The following is a 19,731-nucleotide window of genomic DNA, read 5'->3' as shown; positions in this document are numbered from 1 at the left end:
TCCTTTCGTTACGCGGGCATCCGCATCAGCGATGCGGCGCTCTCGTCCATGTTCCGGGCTTCCTTGAGGAGGCCGGCCTGTACTTCGTAGCTGCGCTGGTTCTCGATCATGTCGACCAGCGCCTGAGTGAGATTGACGTTCGATTGCTCGAGCGCGCCCGACGCGACCTTGCCGTCGAGATCCTCCGGCAAAACCCCGCCGCCCTTCACGTGCAGCAGGTTGTCGAGGCCCTTGGCGGTCTGGCTGCCTTCGGGGCTCGCCAGCTTGATCTTGTCGATCACCTGCGGCTGCGTCGGATCGCCGCCCGCAGGCACGATCGATACGGTGCCGTCCTCGGCGATAGCGATCGATTGATAGGGCGGCACGGTGATGGGGCCCCCGACCCCATCACCGGGAAACCGTCTCCGGTTTCCAGCACGCCCGAGGCCGCGACCGAAAGGTCGCCGCGCCTCGTATAGGCTTCGCTGCCGTCGGTCGCCTGGACCGCGATCCACGAATCGGACGTCACCGCCACGTCGAGCGGCCGAGCGGTCTGGACGATCGTGCCGGCGCGGCGGTCGAAGTCCTCGACTTCCTCCGCTGCGAGCTGGCGCGATTCGAACCCGGAGCCCTGCAGCACCAGCCGGTCGAAGCTGACCCGGTCGGCGCGATAGCCGGTGGTCGACGCGTTCGCGATGTTGTTCGCGATCGTCGACTGCGCCGCCATCTGGCTGCGCAGTCCGGTGAGCGCGGTGTAGACCAGCCGATCCATGCGGTTTCCCCTCAGCCTTTCGTCAGCTGCGGATGTTGAAAATGGTCTGCGAGATCTGGCTCGCAGTATCGAGCGCCTTGGCGTTGGCCTGGAAGGCGCGCTGCGCGGCGATCAGCCCGACCAGCTCTTCGGTGATGTCGACGTTCGATCGCTCGATCGCACCGGTCATCAGCCCGCCGAAACCCTGCGTCCCCGGCTCGCCGAGGCGCGGATCGCCCGACAGGCCCGAAGCCGACCAGGTGCTGCTGCCCAGCTGGCGCAAACCGGTAGGATTCGAGAAGCTGGCGAGCACGACCTTGCCGAGCGACTGGGTGTCGCCGTTCGAGAAGCTCGCGCGCACCGTGCCGTCCTCGCCGATCGTCACGCCTTCCAGCTGGCCGACCGGCGCGCCGTCCTGCGTCGCCGCGGCGACGTTGAACGGCTTGTAGACCTGGGTCGTCGCGTTGCCGAAATCGACGGTGAGCACCTGATCGACGGTCGAACCCGGCGGGAGGAAGCCCGCGAAAGTGGTCGTGCCCGTCGGCGCGGTCTTCGCTCCCGTGGCGTCGAAGGTCATCGAGATCGGCGTGCCGGCGTTCGGATCGGAATCCGCGCTCAGCTGCTTGTCGCCGACGAACGAATAGGCGCTCCAGCTGCTGGTCGGATCGCCGGTGCTCGGCGCGCTGTCGCGGACGAAATAGGTCGTCAGCGTCATTGCGTTGCCGCTCGAGTCGAAGATCGTGGTCTGGTTCGAATGGTTGTAGGTCGACGGATCGAAGCGATCGAACGCCGCGGTCGGCACGGTCGAATTGGCGTTGAGGTTGAGCGACAGGTTCACGTTCGTGGTCGCCACCGGAATGCCGCTGGTCTGCGGCAGCTGGATCGGGACGGTCGAGCCGAGCCCGGTCGCGACCACCGCGCCCGAGCCGTCGACCGGATAGACCTGCAGCTTGTTGCCTTGCGCATCGACGACATAGCGGTCGGAATTGACGAGGAAGCTGCCGTTGCGGGTGTAGGCGACGCCGTTGCCGCTCGCATCGGGACTCTTCACCACGAAGAAGCCCTCGCCCGAGACCGCGACGTCGAGCGCCGAAGTCGATTGGGTGAAGCCGCCCTGGCTGAACTGCTGGCGCACCGATTTAACCACCGTGCCCGAACCGATCACATTGGTCGGGTTCGAATTGGCGGTCGACGCGATCACGTCGGCGAACTGCGTCGTCGAACGCTTGAAGCCGTTGGTCGAGACGTTCGCGAGGTTGTGCGAGATCGTCGACATTTCGGTCTGGGCAGCCTGGAGCCCGCTGAGTGAAGTGAAGAAGGACATGCGATTACTCCTTGGAATCCTGGATCAGCCGACTTGCCAGACGTCGGAGAGCGTAATCTGGCCGAGGCCGGGAAGCGTGAGCCGGGGCTGGCCGTCGGCGCCCATCGACACCGTCGATACCGGTGCCCAGACGAGCGGGGCGGCAGTGACCGCGCCATCGGCATTGCGCGCGGTGATCTTCACCGTGAACGGGCCCTCGCCGGCGGGATCGCCGCTCTCGGTGACGCCGTCCCAGTCGAAGGCGACGGCGCCCTTGTCCTGCGCGCCGAGCACCATGGTCTTGAGCGTCTTGCCGTTGGGATCGCTGATCGTGACGCTCACGTCGGTGGCGTTGTCCGCCAGCGCGACGGCGCCGGCGATGCCGCCCGTGGTGCGCGGATAGGCAGTCGAGCCTTCGGTCAGCACGGTCTTGCCGACATAGCCGAGCGCGTCGCCGAGCGACGTCCCCGCCAATTTGTCCGAGATCGCCTTCAGTGTCGTGTTCATCTCGGTGATGCCCGAGAGCGACGAGAATTGCGCCATCTGCGCGACCATCTGGGTGTTGTCGACCGGCTCGAACGGATCCTGGTTCTTCAGCTGCGCCGTCATCAGCGTCAGGAAGTCGCCCTGATCCATCTCGGTCTTGCCGAGGTTCGACGTGTCCTTGGTGCCCGACGAGGACGAAGCGCCGTAGCGCTTGATGCCCAGGGTCTGCAGCGTGCTATCGAAATCCATGATCAGCGGCCCAGCTTGAGGGTGTCGACGATCAGCTGCTTGGCAGTCTGCATGACCTCGACATTGTTCTGGTAGGTGCGCGACGATTCGAGCATGTCGACGAGCTCGCGGGTCTCGTCGACCGCGCTCTCCCAGACATTGCCGTCCTTGTCGGCGAGCGGATTGCCGGGGTCGTAGCGCTTGGTCGGCTCGGATCCGGCGGTGACGACCTGCTCGACATCGACGGTGGACATGCCGCTCGCCTCGTCGAAGGCGGTGCGGAACACCGGCTTGATCGTGCGGTATGCGGCCTCGGCGCTCGACGCGACGGTGCCGGCATTGGCGAGGTTCGATGCGGTCGTGTTCATCCGCACCAGCTGCGCGCTCATCGCGCGGCCGGAGACCTGGAAGATCGAGAGCGGCTGGTTGCCCATGCTTATTCTCCCCGCAGCGCGCGCGTGATCGTCGAGATGCGGCCGTTCAGGAACGACAGGGTCGTCTGATAGGCGACGGCATTCTCGGCGAAGGCGGTCTGTTCGGTGGCGAGCTCGACGGTGTTGCCGTCCTGGCTCGGCTGGAGCGGCACGCGATAGAGCGTCGCGGCGTCCATCGCGGCATCGCTCGACCCGCCGGGGGCTTCGATCGAAGCCAGCGCGGCCTGGAAGTCGATGTCCTTCGCCTTGTACCCGGGGGTCGAGGCATTGGCGATGTTCGACGCGAGCACGCCCATGCGCTGCGAGCGCACGGTCAGCGCCGCGCCGTGTACGCCGAAAAGGCTGTCGTTGGGCATTGCACGTCTCCCGCACAAAAGTTCGGGCGTGTCGCTGCAATGGCCGTGCCAATTTTCTTGCAAAGCGTGCCGGGTGTTCGATTTCCCTCTACGCGCGGGCCGGCCGGCAAGCTTTTGCCGGTCGGGCGGCAACCGACTGCCGGAACCTTGGTGAAGCGCCCGGATCGCGGCCTTGCATTCGTCGTCACCCCGGCGAAGGCCGGGGCCCAGAGTCCCAGGCGATCCGCTCGCGGCTCTGGATCCCGGCTTTCGCCGGGATGACGATCAAGGAAACGACCACCGTCAGGCGACCACGCCAAACTGGCCCGGCCCTTGCAGTCGTGAGCGCATGAACTTCGGCCCCTTCCTCGATCCGCTCGCGCTGGCCATCGTCCTCGGCGGTACGGTTCTCGCCGTCATATTGCGCACGCCGCTCGGCGATCTGGGCCGCGGCATCGTGGCGCTCCGCACGCTGGCGCGCCGCCGTTTCGATGCCGAGCCGCTGCTCGCGCAGGTCGCCGCCTTCGCCCGCATCGTTCGTCGCCATGGCGTGATCGCGCTGGATCGCAACGTGATCGCCGATCCAGATACCGCCGCCGCGGTCGCCGCGATCGTCGACGGCGCTTCGCCGGAGCAGGTTGCCCAATTGCTCGAGCAGCGCCGTTTGGCCCGCTTCGAACGCCACCGCGCCGCCGCCGAAATGTGGAGCGGTGCCGCCGATATCGCGCCGGCGATGGGGATGATCGGCACGCTGATCGGGCTGGTCCAGATGTTCACTGCGATGCGCGATCCGGCGACGATCGGTACGGCAATGGCAGTGGCGTTGCTCACGACGCTCTACGGCGCGGTCATCGCCTGCCTGCTCGCCACTCCCGTGGCGTCGCGGCTCCGGCGCCAGGCCCGGCACGAGGCGCAGGAACGCGCCCGGCTCGCCGCCCTGCTCGCGGCGCTCGCCACGATCGAGCCTCGCCACGCGAAAGACCTCGCGGCATGACGTTCGACGACGATCTTCCCGCGCGGCCGATCTGGCTGACCACGCTCGCCGACCTCGCCTTGCTGCTGGTCGGCTTCTTCGTGCTGCTCCAGGCCAACCAGGTTGATCCCAACACGCTCGCCGCCGGCTTTCGCGCCGGCTTCGGCATCAAGGAACAGGCGCCGGCGATGCCGGTCGATCTCGCCGCGGTGAACGGCTTCACGCCCGGCTCGGCGCAGCTTCTGGACGGCGCCGCGGCGCTCGCCTGGGCCCGCACCGCCGCCGCCGACCCACGCACGCGCCTACGGATCATCGGCGAAGTCGACGGCAGCCCCGCCGACGTCGATCCGGTCACCGGCAGCGGCCCGATCCTCGCCGCCGATCGCGCCCGCGCCGTCGCGGCGATGCTGGTCCGGGCACACGCGGTCGCGCCCGGGCGCATCGCCATCGTCACTGCCCGCGGCCAGCGCCGCGCAGTCCTCTCACTCGGTTATGACGGAGGCCGGCAATGATCTGCCGCCCGGCAACGCGGCCTTGCCGCCCGCTCAAGGAGACTATCATGCTGCTGTCCCTCGCCCTTGCCGTCGCCACCCCGGCCGCCGCGCAGGACTTCCAGTCGACGCCGGTGCTCGACACGATCGTCGCCCAGTTCACCGGCATGGGCATAAGCGAGCTCGGCGGCGCCCGTGCGCCGGTCGACAAAAGGCTGAAGCTGCAGGCGTGTCCCGCCCCGCAGCTCGAATGGCGCAGCGAAGCGAAGGACGCAGTGGTCGTGCGCTGCATGGCGCCGGCCTGGCGCATCTATGTCCCGGTCAATGCCGTGCCCCAGCTCAGGGCGGCGCCCGTCGCCACCGCGCAGGCGCTGGTCGCTCCGATCAAGGCCGCCCCGGTGATCCGCCGCGGCGATCCGATCACCGTCGAAGCCGGTTCGCCCGGCTTCTCGATCACGCGCGACGGCATTGCGATGGGCGATGCCGCGCCGGGCGCACGGCTGATGGTCAAGGTCGACGACAAGAAGCCGCCGATCCAGGCAGTGGCGCTCGAATCCGGCCGCGCGCGGCTGCCCGGATGGACCGAATGATTTTTCCTAAAGCCGGCCCTAAAGCGGCCGTTCCTATCGCTGCAGGAACAGTTTCCCGAGGAAGCAGCAATGGTGGACTCAATCGGCAACAAGGCAGGCGCGGTCGCTGACCGCCGCATTGCGCCGGTCGCTCCCGCCGCTCCGGTGGCAGCGGCGAAGCCCGTCTCGAACGAAGTGAAGACGGTCGAATCGACCGCCGCCGAGCTGTCGAGCGCGATGGCGGCCAAGCCTCCGGTCGATTCCGAGCGGGTTGCGCGGATCCGCAAGGCCGTCGAGGACGGCAAATTCCCGATCTATCCCACCACGATCGCCGATCGCCTGCTCGCGCTGAAGCTCGACTGGAGCCCCAATGACGCGGCGTGACGCGCTCATAGACGTGATCGAATCGCTTCACGCCGAGATCGCGGCGCTGAAGGCGAACGACGTTGGGGCACTGGAGGCCGCGACGCGCGCGAAGCTGTCGGGCATCGATAGCGTCGCGCTCTACGATGGCGAGGCACCTTCGCCCGAGGTCAAGGAGCTCGCCGCGGAAGCGCATCGCCTCAACGAGACCTGCCGGATCTACGTCAATCTGATGGCGGCAAATGTTCGCCGCCGCCTGCAACTTCTTTCCGGCGAGACGGCAACGGCCTATCGCCCGGGCGGGTACGCGCTGGCGTAAACGTGCGCCGGAGCACTGCGTAGCCCGACTTCCATCGCCTGAACTCCGCAAATGGCACGGTCCTTGCTGATCCAAATCCTACCAAGGGTAATCGGATCAGGGATCGATGAGCATCGTATCGGTCAACTCCAGGGCTGGCATCCAGACGGCGATCGCCGCGGCCAGCCGCAAGACCGGAATCGACTTCAACTATCTGCTGGGGCAGGCGCAGGTCGAGAGCGGCATGCGCGCCAATGCGCGCGCCGCGACGTCGAGCGCGACCGGCCTCTATCAGTTCATCGAGCAGAGCTGGCTCGGCGTGATCAAGGATCACGGTGCCGAACACGGTCTCGGCTGGGCGGCGGATTCGATCCGCCAGACCGCCAGCGGGCGCTATGTGGTGAGCGATCCCGCCGCGCGCCGCGCGATTCTCGACATGCGCAGCGATCCGGGCACCGCGGCGCTGATGGCGGCCGAGCATGCCTCGGACAACAAGGCCGTGCTCGAGGACAGGCTCGGCCGGCCGGCCACCGGCACCGATCTCTACATGGCGCATTTCCTGGGGCAGGGCGGTGCCGCCAAGTTTCTCGGGGCGATGGAGAGCAGTCCCGATCGTACGGGCGCGGCGATGTTTCCTGCCGCCGCGCGCGCCAATCGCAGCATCTTCTATGCCTCGAATGGCCAGCCGCGCACGCTGAGTGAAATCTATGCCCGCTTCGCCGGCAAGCTCGACCAGGGCGCTGCCGCGGTTGGCGCGACCGGGCTCGCGTCGGATGCGTTCGACGATCTCTCGAAAGGCATCGACGCTCTGGGCGCCGGCATGGGCGATGGCGAGGTGGTGCTCGGCAACAATGCGGTCGACAGCGACCGGCACTGGATCGAGACCACCCTCGCGCAACTCAAGACCTCGCGTTCCGGCGCCAATCAGCTCGCTGCCTCTGATCCGTTCGCACCGGTGACCGTCAATCCGTTCCGGCCGACGCCGGAGACGGCCAGGCTCGCATATCTCATGCTCGCGAAACTGGGGGCCTGATCCTCGTGAACGGACTTGCCCTGCCCGCCGGCTTGCTGCCGGCGCTCCGGAGCTTCTCGCTTCCCGGCGCGATCCTGCTGCTCGTCGCCTTGCTGGTCGTGCCGATCCCGGCTGTCCTGCTCGACGCCTTCTTCATCATGAACATCATGATCAGCCTCGCGGTGCTGATGGTGGCGCTCAATGCGCAGAAGCCGCTCGATTTCTCCGCTTTCCCCACCGTTTTGTTGTTCGCGACGCTTTTCCGCCTCGGCCTCAACGTCGCCTCGACGCGCGTCGTCCTGGTCAACGGGCATGAGGGCGGCGCCGCGGCGGGCCATGTCATCGAAGCATTCGGCACCTTCCTGATCGGCGGCGACTATGTCGTCGGCATCGTCGTCTTCGCGGTGTTGCTGATCATCAACATGATCGTCGTCACCAAGGGTGCGGGCCGCGTCTCCGAAGTCGCCGCGCGCTTCACCCTCGATGCCTTGCCCGGCAAGCAAATGGCGATCGATGCGGATCTCAACGCCGGCCTGATCACCCCCGACGAGGCGCGCGCGCGCCGGGTCGAAGTCTCGACCGAGGCCGATTTCTACGGCGCGATGGACGGTTCGTCCAAGTTCGTGAAGGGCGATGCGATCGCCGGGCTGTTGATCCTCGCGATCAATATCGTCGGCGGCCTGATCCTCGGCGTCGTCAGCCACCAGATGACGGTCGGCGATGCGGCGCAGAGCTATATCATGCTCGCGATCGGCGACGCATTGGTGGCGCAGCTGCCCGCGCTGATGCTGTCGATCGCCGCCGCCGCGATCGTCACCCGGGTCAATTCCACGCACGATCTCGCCGGACAGATCGGCAGCCAGTTCGGCAGCCACAAGACCTGGACGCCGGTCGCGGTGATCCTCGGCCTGCTCGGGGTGATGCCCGGCATGCCGCATTTCGTGATCCTGCCCGCCGCCGCCGTCGCGGGGTTTGCGGCGTGGAAGCTTCGCAAGATCGCCAATCGACCGCCGCCACCCGCTCCGGCAGCCGAGCCGATCGATCTTTCGAAGATCGGCTGGGAGGAAGTCACCGACAACATGCAGGTGATGCTCGACATCGGCTACGGACTCGTGCCCTTGGTCGACGAGCGCCGGGGCGGGCCGCTGATGGGCCGGATCACCGGAGTGCGCCGCCAGCTCTCCAAGGATCTCGGCTTCGTCGTCCCGCAGGTCCGCGTCCGCGACGATATCAACCTCGCGCCTTTCACCTACCGGATCATCGTCGGCGGCGTCGTGATCGGAGAGGACAATGTCTCGCCCGACGAGATGCTCGCGCTCGATACGGGACAAGCCGTCGGCAAGCTCCAGGGCAAGCCCGTTCGCGACCCCACTTTCGGGCTCGACGCGGTGTGGGTGGCAAACGGCGATGCCGATGCCGCCACCGGCGCAGGCTATCTCGTCGTCGACCCCGGCACCGTGATCGCGACCCACCTCAACCACGTCCTGATCCAGAACGCCGCCGACCTGCTCGGACCCGACGAAGTCCAGGCCCTGCTCGACGGGCTCAAGGAACGCGCCGCCTCGCTGGTCGCCTCGCTCAGTCCGCAGCCGGTGCCGCTCACCACGCTCACCACGGTGCTGCGCGGGTTGCTCCAGGAGAATGTGCCACTCAAGGAATTCCGCCGCATCGCCGCGGCGATCGCCGTCGCAGCGCAGAAGACGCTCGACGCCGAGGAGATCCTCGAGCTGATCCGCCCCGACCTCGGCCCGCTGATCATCCAGCGGCTGTGCGGAGTGCGCGAGCCGCTGCGGGTGATGACGCTCGAAGGCCAGCTCGAGGCGCTGCTGGGGCAGGCGGTCCGCTCGGATCCGTCGCGCCGCCACACGATCGAGCCGGATCTCGGCCGCCGCATCGCCGAGGCGCTCCAGCGCGCCGCCAGTCCGCTGATCGCCGAGGCCAAGCCCTTCGCATTGGTCGTTCAGCCGGCGATCCGCGTCGCGATCCGCAAACTGGTCAAGACCATCCTTCCCGATACGCCGGTGATGAGCTTCTTCGAAGTGCCAGAGGACAAGGCCGTCGAAGTCGTCGCCGTAATCGGTGCGCCGGAGGCGCTCGCCGCATGAACGCTTTCACCCCGGGGAACCTGAAAGACATGGCTTCTCTCGCATCCGCGCCGCTCACCTATGAGCGCACGCCCTCGCCGCAACGCGATGCCGAGGCGATGGTCCGCAAGCATCTGCCGCTGGTCCGGAAAATCGCGTGGCACGTGCACGGCTCGATGAGCTCGATCGTCGAAATCGAGGACCTCATCCAGATCGGCATGGTCGCTTTGATCGAGGCCGTGAGCGGCTTCGAGGATCGCGGGCAAGTGACGTTCGAGCAATATCTGATGACGCGGCTGCGCGGGGCGATGATCGACGAACTGCGCCGCCAGGCGACGCTCACCCGCGGCGCGATGCGCCGGCGCAAAGCCTATCAGGAGACGATATCCATGCTCGCCACCGAATTGGGGCACGCGCCGAACGACGCGCAGGTCGCGGAGAAGCTCGGTGTGAGCCCGGAGAAGCTTCGCATCGAATATGCCGGCGCGGAGGCCGTGCGCTTCGATTCGATCGACGATCTCTATTCGGACGAATCGCCATGGTTCATGTCCGACGAGCCGAACGCGTTCGACCAGCTCGCCGAAGGCGACCAGCGCGAGGCGCTGATCGCGGCGATCGGCGAATTGCCGGAGCGCGAGGCGCAGGTGATCCAGCTATATTATGTCGAGGAACTCAATCTCGAAGAGATCGGCCAGGTGCTCGGCGTCGGCGCCGCGCGAGATCTGCCAGATCAAGGCCTCGGCGCACGCCCGGCTGAAGCGCGCGCTCCAGCGCCGGCTGGGCTGACCGCATAGCAAAACGGCGGCCTCCCGAGGGAGACCGCCGTCCTGACGCGCGAGGGAGCGCCCAGCTTTTAGAACTTGAACGAAGCACCGGCCTTGAACATCCGTCCGATGAGCCCGGCATAGTGCCAGGTCGTCAGGAAGTTCGGCGAGCTGGCATAGGACGCCGGTGCGATCGGTGCCCGCGCGTTCAACAAATTGCCCACGTTCGCGAAGAACGTGAAGCTGTCGTTGACCTTGATCGAGCCGTTCAAATCGACCGTGATGAAGCTCTTCACGTAGCAGAACTTGGTGAACCCCGGACCGTCGGTTGGCACCTTGTAGAGCGATGCCGAGCAATCGGTCGAGATATTGCCCTGGTCGGTAGCAACGGCCTTGATCTTGCCGACGTAATAGGCGGTCGCGCTCAGCGAGAAGTCATCCGTTTCGAGCGTGGTCTGCCAGTTACCGCGCCAGCTGGGCGTGCCGTTGCCGGACGACAGATCATACGGCCCAAGCGTACCCGCAAAACGCTGAACACCGTTCGCAGTATGGCGGTTGTACAGCATGACATGGGTCGCTTCGACACGGCTGGTTAGGCGCAGACCGTCGCTCAGCGGCGCACGGACTGTGGCCGAGAAGTCGAGACCGGTCGTCAGATCATTGTTCACGTTCACGAACGGAGCATTGATGATCAGCAGACGCGGCAGCGCATTCGGGAACAGCGGATCGACGGCGTCGATGGTGTTGACCGAGTAGCCCGGGCCAACCGCAGCAACCGCGGCGGTCGCTGCAGCCAGCGTGGTCTGGCCATAATAAGCGGCGATCGCGTCACCCGCACGCGGACCATTTGCAATCAGGTTCGACTTCTTCACGTTGTAATAGTCGACCGTCATGCTCAGCCACTTGAAAGGCTCGAAGATCGCGCCGGCGGTGAAGCTGCGCGACGTTTCCGGCTTCAGGTCCGGGTTGCCGACGAAGCCGCGGCCGACCGAATATTGGGCATTATACGGGTTGCCGGCCGCACAAGTGCCCGGCGGGTTAGGCGAATGCTGTGCACAGAAGAGGGTCGAAGGGGTGGTGGTCACGAAGCCGGCATATTGCGACCGCGGGCCCGATTCGGCGAAGGTCGGTGCGCGGAAGCCCTGCGAATAGGTGCCGCGGACCGCGAATTGCTGGATCGGCGTGAACTTCGCGCCGATCTTCGGCGAGAAGCGGCCGAAGCCTTCCGAATAATGGTCGTAACGGCCCGACGCGTTGACTTCGAGAACGTCGAGGATCGGCGCCTGGATTTCGAAATATCCGGCCGAGACGGTGTGCTTGCCGAACGCCGACGAAGTGGTCAGGCTGTACGTGTCGAGTGCGGCGTTCTGATTGTTGTTCTCCAGCTCCTCATGACGCACCTGGCCGCCGACCGCGACCATGAGTGGGCCGCCGGGCAGGTCGAACAGCTGCTTGGTGACGGACGCGTCGAGCGAGTACATTTCGGAGAAAGAGGGCGTGATCTTGTCCGGCGCGATGAAGTTGCGCACCGCCGCGCTGTTGAGCGACGGGTTGACGAAGTTGTACGCGCCCGTGTTGATCGCGTTCAGCGTGTTGGCGATGTTCAGATAGCCGTGCTGGACGATCTCGAGGTTGTCGCGGGCATAGACGGCGTCGACCTTCCAGTTCCAGTCGCCTCCGAACGAGCCGTGCAGGCCGCCGGCGACGCGGTACACTTCGTTGGTGCGATCGCTGCCGGCCTTGATGTCGCCGAACAGATAATAGATGCGCGCCGCGCCGATATTCGGAGTCAGGGCGTTGGCGGCCGCATAGGGATTGTTCGGGTTGAGCGTACGCCCGGCCGTGCCGACGGTCGCGCAATTGACGCCCGACGGGCAGATCCACACCGGAAGCACGATGCCAGGGTTGCTGGAGGCGAGAGCCGGCGCGCCGCCATAAGGCTGCGTGTTACGCAGCGCGCGCGGCGCGTTCAGGATGCTGACATAGCTGTTCGAGTAGCTGCCGGTGATATAGGCCTCGATATCGTCCGACAGGCGGACGCTCACGCGGCCGTTGACGGACCATTTGCGCTGCAGCGGCGCTAGCTGGAAATATTCGTCTTCCAGATTGTGCCGGCAGCCGGTGCCGTTCACGGCCGAGCTGGTCTGCGTGTAGGTGCCAAAGCTGCAGTTCAGGTTGAGCGACTGGAATTGCGTGCTCAACGCCGTGGCCGAACCGGCCAGCGGGTTGTTGAGATTCGTCTGGTTGACGCGCACCACGACCGCATTCGGCGTCGCGGTGGTCAACGAGTTGTCCGTCAGGTTGTTGTCGTTGCCGCCGATCGAAGTGAGATCGCGATTGTTGTACGGGAAGCCGCGGCTGTGGTTGCTGACGCGACCGTCCTGCTGATATTCGCCGTTGAGATAGACGTTCCAGCCCTGCGTATCATAGTCGCCGAAGCCGGCGGTCAGGTTGACGCGCTGGCGGCCGGCGTCGCCCTTTTCCGATACGCCGCCTTCGACGGTGCCGGCGATGCCGTTGAACTGCTTCTTGAGGATCAGATTGACCACGCCGCCGATCGCGTCGGCGCCGTAGGTGGACGAGGCGCCGTCCTTCAGGACTTCGACGCGGTCGATCAGGCTGAACGGGATCGAGTTCAGGTCGACATAGGCGTTGTGGCCGTCATCGCTGATCGGGAAGTTGGTCGAGCGCAGGCCGTCGACCAGCACCAGCGTCGACGAAACGCCGAGGCCGCGCAACGATACTGCCGAACCACCGGCCGAGAAGCCGCTCTGGAAGCCGACGCCGATCGAGCCGGCACCGTCCGCCGAGATCGAACGCACCGCTTCGGCCACGGTAGTGATACCGGCCTTCGCCAGCGAATCGGACGTCAGCACCGTGACGGGCGACGGAGTCTCGGTGTCGGTGCGGCGGAACAGCGAGCCGGTGACGACGATGCTGTCCTCCTGACCTTCTGCTTCCGGAGCCGCAGCCTGCGAATCTGCGGTCTGCGGTGTGGCGGTCTGCGCGTCCTGCGCGAAGGCGGGGCTGGCGAGCAGCCCGAGCGCCAGCGCGAACGGCGCCGCTCCGCGCCGCAGCGATGCCGCGGTCGATCGATTGTGGAACAGCATTGAAAAAATCTCCCTGAACGCCCGTCTCTCGGAAGGGTCGGCTGGGCACGTACGGTCAGCCCCCGCCCGCGTGCCAATGTTTCCGCAACTGCCTCGTCGGAAACACATTGTAAATGTGGACGTAACAAAAAGTCGGTTGTGTTGTATCTCTACAACACACACCGCGCCGCAGCGCGTCTAGCGGTTCAGGCGCCCGGCTTTGTTATTTGGGGAGCACGGCGCTCCCCGAAACCTCCAGCTGCGCCGCAACGCCCGGGGCCGCCGGCAGGCCCGGCCGCCCCTCCGGCTGGCCGCCGCCGATCCACAATTGCACGCGTCCTGGCGACACCCGTCGCACGCCGTCTTCGCCCACCACGCTCAGTGCCCGTGCATCCAGCGTGAAGACCGTCTTGCGCGTCTCTCCGCGCTTGAGGTGCACGCGCTCGAAGCGTTGCAGCGCGCGAAGCGGCGCGCCGGGCACACCGGCATGCGAGACATAGAGCTGGACGACCTCGTCGCCGTCGCGAGGCCCCTGATTGGTGACGTCGACCGATATCTCGACGGTGCCGTCCGCCTTCACGGTGGGCGTGCTCAGCCGCGCTGCGCCATAATGGAAGCGCGTGTAGCTGAGCCCATGGCCGAAGGGGTAAAGCGGATCGCCGGTGAGGTAGCGATAGGTCCGCCCCGCCATGTGATAATCGGGAAAGGGCGGAAGCTGGTCGGCCGATTTGTAGAAGGTCACCGGCAGCCGTCCGGCGGGGCTGAAATCGCCCGCGATCAGCCCCGCTACAGCATGCCCGCCTTCGCCGCCCGGATACCAGGCTTCGACGATCGCGGGGATATGCGCGTCCGCCCAGTTCACGCTCAATGCACTGCCGTTCATCAGCACCAGCACCACCGGCTTTCCGGCCGCGTGGACGCGCTCGAGCAATTTCTGCTGTGGGGCGGGCAGGTCGAGGCTGGTGCGGTCGCCCCCGGCGAAACCCGGGGCCGTCACTTTCATCTCCTCGCCTTCGATCCGTGCCGAAAGGCCGCCGACGAACAGCACCAGATCGGCCTGTTTTGCCGCCGCCACGGCATGGTCGCCATCGCCGCTCGGCACGCTCCAGACGAGCTGCTGGCTGCTGCGCTGCCCGCGCTGGAAGGCCTCGACGCGGAGCGGATATTTGCGCCCCTTTTCCAGGGGATCGTGCCCGAAAGGACCGAAGGCGAATCGCCGACTCCCCATTCGTCGACGACCAGCTTGTCGCCGATCCAGATGCGATAGCCATTCTCGCTGGCGAAGCGGAAGCCGAATTCGCCGCTCTCGGGCGCGACGAGCGTGCCGGTCCAGCGCGCCGAGGTCTCGCGATCACCACGCCATTCGAAGCGGGCATTGGGCTGCACGCTGGTTTCGATCGGCGCGCCTTCGAGATTCGCGCCCTTGAAGAAGTCGACCTTGAGCCCCGCCGCCTGGCACGCCGCATCGACGCAGAGCACAGTGTCGGGAACCGGCAGCTCGGCCGGGCCGATCAACCCGGTACCCTGGACATACAGGATCTTCGCCTTGGGGTAGCGGGCGCGGATGCCGTCGAGCACGGTGACGGGTTTCGAGGGCGTGCCGTAATAATTGCCGACCAAAGCGTCGAAGCTGTCGGCGTTCGGCCCGATCACGGCGATCGTCCGCGGCTCGCCTTTGATCGGCAGCAAGTCGCCCTGGTTCTTGAGCAGCACCATCGATGCCTCGGCCATCTTCCGGGACAGCGCATGGTGCTCGGGAGTGTCGTAATCCTTGGCGGTGATGTTCGCGAAAGGAAGCTGCGGATCGAACAGGCCGAGGCGGATACGGGCTTCCATCAACCGCTGGAGCGACCGGTCGATCACGGCTTCGGGCAACTGTCCCGACTTCACTGCCGCGACGATGTTCTCGGGCTCGGTGGTCAGGTTGTTGCGATAATCGCCGCAGATCAGGTCCATGCCGGCGCGGAAGCCGAGCGCGACGCCCTCTGCCGCGGTCCTGGTGTAGTGGAGCGAGTCGGGCCGGTAGATATTGGCCGCGGCGCCGCAGTCGGAGACGACATAGCCTTTGAAGCCCCAGCTCCTGCGGAGATAATCCTCCATCAGTCGGCTGTTCGCGCAGCCGGGGATTCCGTCGATCGCGTTGTACACGCACATGACCGATTCGACCTTGCCCTGGGTCACCGTCGCCCGGAACGCGGGGAGATAGGTGTCCTCGAGGTCGTGCAGCGTCGGATGGACGTCCTCGCGGTGCCGGTTGCTCTCGGGGCCGCTATGGACGGCGAAATGCTTCGAGGTGGCCACCGTCTTGAGGAATTTGGGGTCATCGCCCTGCAGCCCGGCGATATAGGCGATGCCCAGCTGGCCGGTGAGATACGGGTCCTCGCCATAGGTTTCCTGGCCGCGGCCCCAGCGCGGATCGCGGAAGATGTTGATGTTGGGCGACCAGACGGTGAGCCCGCGATAGAAGTCGCTGCCGCCGTCGGGGTGGCGGCGCTCGACGAACTTGGCGCGGAACTCGGTGGAGACCGTGTCGCCGACGCGCCGGAGCAGCGGCACGTCCCACGATGCCGCCATGCCGATCGCCTGCGGGAAGACCGTGGCGATGCCCGCGCGCGCGACGCCGTGCAGCCCCTCGTTCCACCAATTATATTGCGGGATGCCGAGCCGCGGGATCGCCGGGGCGGTATGGCCGAGCTGGTGTGCCTTCTCCTCCAGCGTCATCCGCTCGATCGCGGCGCGGGCGCGCTGCTCGGGAGTGGCCGAGGGATCGCCGAGCAGCCCGGGTGCGGCGGTCTGTGCGCTTGCCAGCGGCGCCCATGCGCTCGATGCAAGCAGAGCGAGCGCGATCGAAAGTTTCCTCGTCACACAACCTCTCCATTCTGTTTGGAGAAGAGGCTAGCGCATTTCTGGTAGCGCTACCAGCCGCTGCGCCGGACAAAGGAAAACCCCGGTGGCCACATGGACCACCGAGGTTCCCCTTGCGCCCTCTTCCCTAAAGGAGAGGTGACCGGCCGCGGTGCCTGTCAGGGGGTGACACCCCGACCGGCACGCGGTTAGCGGAGCAGCGAAAGAACCGTCTGCTGGCTCTGGTTCGCCTGAGCGAGCATCGCGGTCGATGCCTGGCTCAGGATCTGCGCCTTGGCGAGCGCCGCAGTCTCGGCCGAGAAATCGGCGTCCTGGATGCGGCTGCGGGCGTCGCTCAGATTGGTGACGTTGGCAGTCAGGTTGTTGACCACCGACTCGAGACGGCTCTGGCCGGCACCGAGCGAGGCGCGGGTCGTGGCGACCGCTCCCAGTGCGGTGTCGACATCGTCCATCGCGGTGTCCGCGCCACCGGCGGTGGAAATGTCCGAAGCGCTGGCAGCCGAAACGTCGAGAGCGGTGATCGTCAGGGTCACCTTGTCGGCCGAGCCCGAACCGGTCTGGATGTCGAGCGTCACGTCCGCCGCGCCGAACAACGTCACGCCGTTGAACTTGGTGTCGGCGATGATGCTGTCGATCTGCGCGCCGAGTTCGGTGACTTCGGTCTGCATGTTGGTGCGGTCCGTATCGCTATAGGTGCCCGAAGCCGACTGGACGGCCAGCTCGCGGACACGCTGCAGCATGTTCGAGACTTCCTCGAGCGCGCCGTCGGCGGTCTGCGCCAGCGAGATGCCGTCATTGGCGTTGCGGATCGCCTGGTTCATGCCGCGGATCGATGCGGTCATGGTCGATGCGATGGCGAGGCCTGCGGCATCGTCCTTCGCGCTGTTGATGCGCTTGCCGGTCGACAGACGCTCCATTGCGCTGCTGAGCAGCTTGCTGGCGGCGTTCGAGGCATTGCCTGCGCGAAGGGCCGCGGTGTTGGTTCCGATAACAGTCATGATCAATCTCCATGCTTGCCGGCCTTCCCGCGTCCCCCTGAACGGGAGCCCGGAGCCGCCAAGCCAAGGAACGACAGCGACTTTCCCCGCTTAAGAAAAAATCGTCCATCACGCGCGCGCGTAGACGCGCCGGGACCGCAGAAGTGCGTCCTTGTGTAGTTTTACGCCGCATTAACCAACTTGCCGCCACATAGGATTTAATCAGGGGGTCAATCATGCGGTCCATCGTTCCTTCGGCGGCGGTTCTTCGGCAGAAATACGCGACGGTCTCGGCGCTTCGTGCGCAGGGTTTCGCGATCGCTTCGTGCGAGGACGGCAAGCCCGGCGCGCAGGACTTGTTCCTGATCGCCGACGGCGAAGTCCCCCGCGGCGGCCCGCACCTTGATCCTGGGCGAGGGCGACCGCACCGCGATCCCGTTTCGCGACGGCAATCCCGCCCGCTTGTCCTATGGCAGCGAAGACGCCGCGATCGGCGCCGGTTTCGCCAGCGCCATGGCACGCGGTCCGTGGGAGCCCGTCGCCGCCGATCCCGAAAGCCTCGCTCTGCTGGCGCTCGCCGAGCGGGTCGCCGCTTCCGACATCACCGTGCTGATCAACGGCCCCACCGGCACCGGCAAGGAAGTCCTCGCCAAGGCGATCCACATGGGCTCCACGCGCCGCGACGGCCCGTTCGTCGCGATCAATTGCGCCGCGCTTCCCGAGACGATGCTCGAGGCGATGCTGTTCGGCCACCAGAAGGGCTCGTTCACCGGCGCGTCGTCGGGCGGGCAGGGCTTCTTCCGCGCCGCCAATGGCGGCACCCTGCTGCTCGACGAAATCGCCGAGATGCCGCTCGGGCTCCAGGCCAAAATCCTCCGCGTGTTGCAGGAACGCGAAGTCGTTCCGATCGGCGGCACGGTACCGGAGAAAATCGACGTTCGCGTCATCGCCTGCGCCAATCGCGACTTGCAGGGCGAAGTCACCGCCGGCCGCTTCCGCGCCGATCTCTACTACCGTCTCGCGGTTTTCCCGCTCGCCACCAAGGCGCTTACCGAGCGTCCGGGCGACATCGCCGCGCTCACCGCAGCGATGGTGCTGCGGCATGCGGGCACGCGCTCGATCTTGCCCTGGATCACTTGCGAGGCGCTCGAGATCCTCACCGATCACGATTGGCCGGGCAATGTCCGCGAGCTCGAAAACGTCCTCCAGCGCGCTTTGCTGCTCGCGCCGGGCGATGTCATCGATGCCGAGCATCTGATCTTCGATCGTCGGCCCGAGATGCGGCAGGAGCGTCCCGATACGCTCAGCAATATCGTCCAGATGCACGAGTTCCAGGCGATCCGCGAAACGCTCGCCGAGTGCAACGGCAGCCGGATCGAGACCGCGAAGCGCCTCGGCATCTCCGAGCGGACGCTCCGCTATCGCCTCGCCAAGGCGCGGGAACAGGGTGACGATATCGCCCAGGCTATCTCGGCATGAGCGGCGTGACCGGCCCGATGAGCGTCGATCGCGTCCTCGCGCTCCGTTCGCAGATCCTCGAGCGCAACGCGGCGCTCACGCGCGCCCAGCAGGCGCCGGCGCCGACCGCGACCGCCGAGAGCAAGCCGACGAGCTTCGTCGATACGTTCCAGGATGCGTTCAAGTCGGTCAATCAGGCGCAGGCCCAGGCCGGCGCGCTCTCCGAATCGTACGAACGCGGCGAGACGATCGACATCGCCAAGGTGATGCTCGCGCGCCAGCAGGCCTCGGTCGGCTTCGAGGCGACGCTGCAAGTCCGCAACAAACTCCTGTCCGCATACAAGGACATTATGAGCATGCCGGTCTGATCCGATGAGCAACGCACTCACACCCACCGACGCCGCCGGCATCCCGGCCCGCGCCCCGCTCCAGCAGCTCACCGGCCTGCTCGGCCAGCCTGCGGTCAAGCGCAGCCTGCCGTTCGTCTTCCTCGTCGGGCTCGTCCTCGCCGGCTTCCTCGCCTGGTCGATGGTCGCGACCTCGCCGCAGCGCATCCTGTTCGCCAATGTCAGCGATGCCGACAAGGCGGCGATCTCGTCTGCGCTCGAAGGCGCGAGCATCGCCAACAGCATCGACGGGTCGGGATCGATCACCGTTGCCGAGGATGATTATCACAAGGCGCGGATGCTGCTCGCCAGCCAAGGCCTGCCCAAGGCCGCGCCCGGCGGCTACGCGCTCCTCGACAATCTGCCGATGGGCGTCAGCCGCGCAGTCGAAGGCGAGCGCATGCGCCAGGCGCGCGAGACCGAGCTCGCCCGCTCGATCCAGGAAATCGACGCGATCGCCGAGGCGCGCGTCCATCTCGCCACGCCCGAGGCCTCCGCCTTCGTCCGCGATCGCGCCGCGCCTTCGGCCAGCGTCATCGTCAAGCTCCAGCCGGGCCGCGCGCTCGGCGAGCCGCAGATCCGCGCGATCGTCAATCTCGTCGCCTCGTCGGTGCCGGGCATGCAGCCCGATGCCGTGACGATCGTCGACCAGATGGGCGCATTGCTCTCCAAATCGGGGGCAAGGATGGCACCGCCGGCGACACCCGCATCGATTTCCAGCGCCGCATCGAAGACAAATATCGCGAGCAGCTGGCGCAATTGCTGACTCCGATGGTCGGCGCGGGCAATTTCACTGCCGAGGTCCAGGCCGATGTCGATCTCGACGAAAGCCAGGCCACGCGCGAAAGCTATGACAAGCAGGGCCAGGTGATGCGCGCCGAGCAGG

Annotated in this window: 17 protein-coding genes and 4 pseudogenes; 12 read left to right on the top strand and 9 right to left on the bottom strand. The window is 66.4% G+C overall.

Features of this window, described 5'->3' with window-relative positions; translation table 11 throughout:
- Window positions 1-8: 8 nt before the first annotated feature.
- From flgF to flgB, 5 genes and pseudogenes are all read right to left on the bottom strand, one after another.
- Window positions 9-751: pseudogene (flgF, locus tag PIB19_RS15295) on the bottom strand (flagellar basal-body rod protein FlgF).
- 22 nt (window positions 752-773) lie between these two features.
- Complete coding sequence (locus tag PIB19_RS15290; protein WP_271238050.1) at window positions 774-2,054, bottom strand: flagellar hook protein FlgE; 1,281 nt, start codon at window positions 2,052-2,054, stop codon at window positions 774-776.
- Window positions 2,055-2,078: 24 nt separating this feature from the next.
- Complete coding sequence (locus PIB19_RS15285; protein ID WP_336297162.1) at window positions 2,079-2,768, bottom strand: flagellar hook assembly protein FlgD; 690 nt, start codon at window positions 2,766-2,768, stop codon at window positions 2,079-2,081.
- Between the two features lie 2 nt (window positions 2,769-2,770).
- Complete coding sequence (gene flgC / locus PIB19_RS15280; protein WP_056615254.1) at window positions 2,771-3,181, bottom strand: flagellar basal body rod protein FlgC; 411 nt, start codon at window positions 3,179-3,181, stop codon at window positions 2,771-2,773.
- A 2-nt stretch (window positions 3,182-3,183) separates the two neighbouring features.
- Entirely contained in the window at window positions 3,184-3,537 is a 354-nt protein-coding gene (gene flgB, locus PIB19_RS15275) for a flagellar basal body rod protein FlgB (RefSeq protein ID WP_056615251.1), read from the bottom strand.
- A 328-nt stretch (window positions 3,538-3,865) separates the two neighbouring features.
- Between flgB and PIB19_RS15270 the strand changes: the two genes are divergently transcribed.
- The 8 genes and pseudogenes from PIB19_RS15270 (at window position 3,866) to PIB19_RS15235 (ending at window position 10,092) form a co-directional block, all read left to right on the top strand.
- Complete coding sequence (locus PIB19_RS15270) at window positions 3,866-4,510, top strand: motility protein A (RefSeq protein ID WP_271238049.1); 645 nt, start codon at window positions 3,866-3,868, stop codon at window positions 4,508-4,510.
- Window positions 4,507-5,001, top strand: a complete 495-nt coding sequence (locus PIB19_RS15265; protein WP_271238048.1) for a flagellar motor protein MotB — start codon at window positions 4,507-4,509, stop codon at window positions 4,999-5,001. Before PIB19_RS15270 ends, PIB19_RS15265 begins: the two co-directional genes overlap by 4 nt.
- Before the next feature lie 47 nt (window positions 5,002-5,048).
- Window positions 5,049-5,570, top strand: a complete 522-nt coding sequence (locus PIB19_RS15260) for a flagella basal body P-ring formation protein FlgA (protein WP_271238047.1) — start codon at window positions 5,049-5,051, stop codon at window positions 5,568-5,570.
- 69 nt (window positions 5,571-5,639) lie between these two features.
- Complete coding sequence (gene flgM / locus PIB19_RS15255; RefSeq protein ID WP_271238046.1) at window positions 5,640-5,933, top strand: flagellar biosynthesis anti-sigma factor FlgM; 294 nt, start codon at window positions 5,640-5,642, stop codon at window positions 5,931-5,933.
- Window positions 5,920-6,231, top strand: coding sequence for a flagellar protein FlgN (locus tag PIB19_RS15250; protein WP_271238045.1), 312 nt, complete (start codon window positions 5,920-5,922; stop codon window positions 6,229-6,231). The genes flgM and PIB19_RS15250 overlap by 14 nt, the downstream gene beginning before the upstream one ends.
- A 106-nt stretch (window positions 6,232-6,337) precedes the next feature.
- Window positions 6,338-7,243, top strand: a complete 906-nt coding sequence (locus PIB19_RS15245) for a lytic transglycosylase domain-containing protein (RefSeq protein ID WP_271238044.1) — start codon at window positions 6,338-6,340, stop codon at window positions 7,241-7,243.
- A gap of 35 nt (window positions 7,244-7,278) precedes the next feature.
- Window positions 7,279-9,327: a flagellar biosynthesis protein FlhA gene (flhA, locus tag PIB19_RS15240; protein ID WP_271241004.1), complete on the top strand. Its 2,049-nt coding sequence runs from the start codon at window positions 7,279-7,281 to the stop codon at window positions 9,325-9,327.
- A pseudogene (locus PIB19_RS15235) lies at window positions 9,324-10,092 on the top strand (sigma-70 family RNA polymerase sigma factor). The gene flhA and the pseudogene PIB19_RS15235 overlap by 4 nt, the downstream one beginning before the upstream one ends.
- A gap of 67 nt (window positions 10,093-10,159) precedes the next feature.
- Here PIB19_RS15235 and PIB19_RS15230 read toward each other — a convergent pair.
- The 4 genes from PIB19_RS15230 to PIB19_RS15215 all read right to left on the bottom strand — a co-directional run bounded on the left by PIB19_RS15230 (window position 10,160) and on the right by PIB19_RS15215 (window position 17,022).
- A complete protein-coding gene (locus tag PIB19_RS15230; RefSeq protein ID WP_271238043.1) occupies window positions 10,160-13,180 on the bottom strand; it encodes a TonB-dependent receptor domain-containing protein in 3,021 nt (1,006 codons plus the stop codon).
- Window positions 13,181-13,382: 202 nt separating this feature from the next.
- On the bottom strand, window positions 13,383-14,261 hold the full coding sequence (locus PIB19_RS15225; RefSeq protein ID WP_271238042.1) for a glycoside hydrolase family 3 C-terminal domain-containing protein: 879 nt from the start codon (window positions 14,259-14,261) through the stop codon (window positions 13,383-13,385).
- Window positions 14,159-16,024, bottom strand: a complete 1,866-nt coding sequence (locus tag PIB19_RS15220) for a glycoside hydrolase family 3 protein (RefSeq protein ID WP_271238041.1) — start codon at window positions 16,022-16,024, stop codon at window positions 14,159-14,161. Before PIB19_RS15220 ends, PIB19_RS15225 begins: the two co-directional genes overlap by 103 nt.
- A 188-nt stretch (window positions 16,025-16,212) precedes the next feature.
- On the bottom strand, window positions 16,213-17,022 hold the full coding sequence (locus tag PIB19_RS15215) for a flagellin N-terminal helical domain-containing protein (RefSeq protein WP_271238040.1): 810 nt from the start codon (window positions 17,020-17,022) through the stop codon (window positions 16,213-16,215).
- Window positions 17,023-17,237: 215 nt separating this feature from the next.
- Here PIB19_RS15215 and PIB19_RS15210 point away from each other — a divergent pair.
- The 4 genes and pseudogenes from PIB19_RS15210 to PIB19_RS23130 form a co-directional block, all read left to right on the top strand.
- Window positions 17,238-18,480 (top strand): annotated as a pseudogene (locus tag PIB19_RS15210) (sigma-54 interaction domain-containing protein).
- The gene (fliE, locus tag PIB19_RS15205) at window positions 18,477-18,827 is read left to right on the top strand and encodes a flagellar hook-basal body complex protein FliE (protein WP_271238039.1); all 351 of its coding nucleotides are present in this window, start codon (window positions 18,477-18,479) and stop codon (window positions 18,825-18,827) included. The pseudogene PIB19_RS15210 and the gene fliE overlap by 4 nt, the downstream one beginning before the upstream one ends.
- 4 nt (window positions 18,828-18,831) lie before the next feature.
- Window positions 18,832-19,611 (top strand): flagellar basal-body MS-ring/collar protein FliF, encoded by a 780-nt coding sequence (gene fliF / locus PIB19_RS23135; RefSeq protein WP_336297160.1) that lies wholly within the window; start codon window positions 18,832-18,834, stop codon window positions 19,609-19,611.
- 5 nt (window positions 19,612-19,616) lie between these two features.
- Window positions 19,617-19,724: pseudogene (locus PIB19_RS23130) on the top strand (flagellar M-ring protein FliF C-terminal domain-containing protein); the annotation flags it as partial.
- Window positions 19,725-19,731 lie beyond the last annotated feature (7 nt).

Origin of the sequence: Sphingomonas sp. 7/4-4, assembly GCF_027941955.1 — a bacterium.
GTDB lineage: Bacteria > Pseudomonadota > Alphaproteobacteria > Sphingomonadales > Sphingomonadaceae > Sphingomonas.
Note: the sequence above shows the minus strand (reverse complement) of the source record. Positions and strands in the feature narration are given on the sequence as shown.

What these genes read in the sequence shown, in the direction of transcription:
- PIB19_RS15290 (WP_271238050.1), bottom strand. Translation starts at nt 2,054, where the DNA reads ATGTCCTTCTTCACTTCACTCAGCGGGCTCCAGGCTGCCCAGACCGAA.
- PIB19_RS15285 (WP_336297162.1), bottom strand. Translation starts at nt 2,768, where the DNA reads ATGGATTTCGATAGCACGCTGCAGACCCTGGGCATCAAGCGCTACGGC.
- flgC (WP_056615254.1), bottom strand. Translation starts at nt 3,181, where the DNA reads ATGGGCAACCAGCCGCTCTCGATCTTCCAGGTCTCCGGCCGCGCGATG.
- flgB (WP_056615251.1), bottom strand. Translation starts at nt 3,537, where the DNA reads ATGCCCAACGACAGCCTTTTCGGCGTACACGGCGCGGCGCTGACCGTG.
- PIB19_RS15270 (WP_271238049.1), top strand. Translation starts at nt 3,866, where the DNA reads ATGAACTTCGGCCCCTTCCTCGATCCGCTCGCGCTGGCCATCGTCCTC.
- PIB19_RS15265 (WP_271238048.1), top strand. Translation starts at nt 4,507, where the DNA reads ATGACGTTCGACGACGATCTTCCCGCGCGGCCGATCTGGCTGACCACG.
- PIB19_RS15260 (WP_271238047.1), top strand. Translation starts at nt 5,049, where the DNA reads ATGCTGCTGTCCCTCGCCCTTGCCGTCGCCACCCCGGCCGCCGCGCAG.
- flgM (WP_271238046.1), top strand. Translation starts at nt 5,640, where the DNA reads ATGGTGGACTCAATCGGCAACAAGGCAGGCGCGGTCGCTGACCGCCGC.
- PIB19_RS15250 (WP_271238045.1), top strand. Translation starts at nt 5,920, where the DNA reads ATGACGCGGCGTGACGCGCTCATAGACGTGATCGAATCGCTTCACGCC.
- PIB19_RS15245 (WP_271238044.1), top strand. Translation starts at nt 6,338, where the DNA reads ATGAGCATCGTATCGGTCAACTCCAGGGCTGGCATCCAGACGGCGATC.
- PIB19_RS15230 (WP_271238043.1), bottom strand. Translation starts at nt 13,180, where the DNA reads ATGCTGTTCCACAATCGATCGACCGCGGCATCGCTGCGGCGCGGAGCG.
- PIB19_RS15215 (WP_271238040.1), bottom strand. Translation starts at nt 17,022, where the DNA reads ATGACTGTTATCGGAACCAACACCGCGGCCCTTCGCGCAGGCAATGCC.
- fliE (WP_271238039.1), top strand. Translation starts at nt 18,477, where the DNA reads ATGAGCGGCGTGACCGGCCCGATGAGCGTCGATCGCGTCCTCGCGCTC.
- fliF (WP_336297160.1), top strand. Translation starts at nt 18,832, where the DNA reads ATGAGCAACGCACTCACACCCACCGACGCCGCCGGCATCCCGGCCCGC.